General features: G+C 41.1%; 3 protein-coding genes and 1 tRNA gene. 1 reads left to right on the forward strand and 3 read right to left on the reverse strand.

Annotated features, from left to right (window positions below; genetic code table 11):
- Positions 1-72 precede the first annotated feature (72 nt).
- Positions 73-1,212: a glutamate 5-kinase gene (gene proB / locus AAF462_11665; protein ID MEM7009780.1), complete on the reverse strand. Its 1,140-nt coding sequence runs from the start codon at positions 1,210-1,212 to the stop codon at positions 73-75.
- 98 nt (positions 1,213-1,310) lie between these two features.
- On the opposite strand from proB, the gene AAF462_11670 reads away from it, so the two are divergent.
- Positions 1,311-1,384: transfer RNA gene (locus AAF462_11670), tRNA-Gly, on the forward strand.
- 16 nt (positions 1,385-1,400) lie between these two features.
- Here the strand turns inward: AAF462_11670 and AAF462_11675 are convergent.
- Both AAF462_11675 and AAF462_11680 read right to left on the reverse strand, forming a co-directional pair.
- Entirely contained in the window at positions 1,401-2,006 is a 606-nt protein-coding gene (locus tag AAF462_11675) for a glutathione S-transferase family protein (protein ID MEM7009781.1), read from the reverse strand.
- A 3-nt stretch (positions 2,007-2,009) separates the two neighbouring features.
- A partial coding sequence (locus AAF462_11680) for a hotdog domain-containing protein (GenBank protein MEM7009782.1) occupies positions 2,010-2,282 on the reverse strand: 273 nt, incomplete at its 5' end.

Below are 2,282 nucleotides of genomic sequence, written 5' to 3' on the forward strand. Positions count from 1 at the left end.
AAGGATTATAATGACAACTATAACTAAGAGGTATATTAGTAATTTAGACTTCATGGCTAGCTGTAAAACCTTTTAATCAACAATAACTACTAGATCGTCTCTATGTATTACTTCATCGCTGTATTTATAGCCCAATATGTTTTCAATATCTGTGGTTTTAGAGCCCATAATCTTGACTATTTCTGCAGAGCTATACGAGGTAAGTCCCCTAGCTATAAGAGTGCCGCTCTCATCTATACAGGCAACCGATTCTCCCACTCCGAAGCTGCCCTTAACTTCTTTAATCCCTGAGGGCAAAAGGCTTTTGCCTGACGCGGTCAGCGCTTTTGTGGCGCCGCTGTCAATCACTATTTCTCCGCTAGATTTAAGAGTAAAAGCAATCCAGTGTTTCCTTCCGCTTAAGCTCTGCTCAGAAGGAAGAAAAAGTGTTCCTACTTCTTCGCCGGAAAATATCTGCTCAAGCGTCTCACCGTTGTTTCCGTTTGCAATTATTGTTGGAACCCCATATGCCGCAGCTTTTTTTGCAGCTTCGATCTTTGTCTTCATGCCGCCAATTGTGGTCGAGCCCACCGTATCCCCCGCTGTGTTTTCGATTTCTTTGCCAATGCGGTCAATAAGCGATATTAGCTCGGCATCCTGATTGGCCCTTGGGTCTTTATCATAAAGCCCTTCAATATCGGTGAGCATAATGAGTAGATCTGCTTCTATAAGTGATGTTATATGGGCCGCAAGGTTGTCATTATCCCCGAGCATAATTTCTTCCACCGCAACTGTGTCGTTCTCATTAATAATTGGAATAATTCCCATTGACAGCACTGTGGTGAGAGTTTTGCGAGCGTTTAAAAATCTCTTTCTATCTGAAAGGCCATCGAGCGTAAGTAGTATCTGAGCTACTTTTTTATTATATTCAGAAAAAGCCCTTTCATAATGCCAAATCAGAGTGCTCTGCCCTGCGGCAGCTATTGCCTGTTTCATAGATATTTCGGTTGGCCTTGAAGTAATACCAAGCTTTTTCATCCCTGATGCTATTGCGCCCGAAGATACTATAATAACTTCAATATTCTTATCACAAATCTTAGAGATTTGATCCGCAAGCTTCTCAAATATGCTCTCGGACAGACTCCCGCCCTGATCGGTCAAAACGCTTGAGCCGATCTTAATTATTACTCTTGAGACCTCTGATATTATTGATTTTCTTCTGTCGTCACTCATTTTTTTTACACTAATGAACTATTTTACCTAAAGAGAGGGAGTATAACGTAATTCTTGACAATAATCATTGGGCTTGATACATTTAATGGGCCTAATAAGCGGGAATAGCTCAGCTGGCTAGAGCGTCTCCTTGCCAAGGAGAAGGTCGCGGGTTCGAATCCCGTTTCCCGCTCAATCTTACTTAAAAATCAATCTTCCATAGAAATAAATCCGGGCTGGGACTCAATGCGCCCGATCCACGCCATTACATTTTCATACGGCTCTATATCAACCTCACCTTCTGGTGCAAGATGGACGTATGGATAGCATCCTATATCGGCTATTGAGTAAGTGCCAGCTAAAAATTCGTTATCCTGGAGGTGATCATCTAAAATCCTAAGCGTCTGCATGCCGTGAGCTCTGCACTTTGCCAATTGTTGCTGCTCGTGAGCTTCACCTGAGCCGAATCTTGTCAGATATCTGGCCATTGCAAGGTTTGGGTCAATTGATGTTTTACCGAAAAGAAGCCACTGCGCAACTTGGCCATAAGTTTTAGGGTCTTCAGGATAAATGTCATTTGGGGAGTATTTCTTACCAATATAGAACAAGAGCGCGTTAGATTCCCAAATTACATAGTCTTCATCCACAAGAATCGGGATTTTTTTATTTGGATTTAGCGCTGCAATCTTAGGATCATTCTGCTCGCCCTTAAACACGTCTACATTTATTTTCTCGTATTCTACTCCTAAGTGACTAAGTGCAAGCCGTGATTTATAGCTGTTTCCCGAAAGCGGGTGGTCGTATAGTTTTAGCATAGTTTAATCTTCCAGATATTTTTGAAATTTTTCCGTGAACTTCTCTTTACCCATAATTTTATAAGTAACTTCTCTTTTGGTTATAGTGTAGTCAACGTTACTTCTAGTGCATACTTTGTTATTTTCATTTAAGAGATTCACTTGCACGCTGATCTTTCTGCCCTCTGCATGTGTTATTTTCCCTCTGATTGTAAGGGTAGAAGTAGAATCAACCGGTCTTAAAAACTCCATATCAAGCTTAGATGTAAGTGCTATTTTCTGATATTTATCAAACAT

Source organism: Thermodesulfobacteriota bacterium (genome assembly GCA_039028315.1).
Taxonomy (GTDB): Bacteria; Desulfobacterota_D; UBA1144; order Nemesobacterales; family UBA2774; genus CR02bin9.

What these genes read in the sequence shown, in the direction of transcription:
- proB (MEM7009780.1), bottom strand. Translation starts at nt 1,212, where the DNA reads ATGAGTGACGACAGAAGAAAATCAATAATATCAGAGGTCTCAAGAGTA.
- AAF462_11675 (MEM7009781.1), bottom strand. Translation starts at nt 2,006, where the DNA reads ATGCTAAAACTATACGACCACCCGCTTTCGGGAAACAGCTATAAATCA.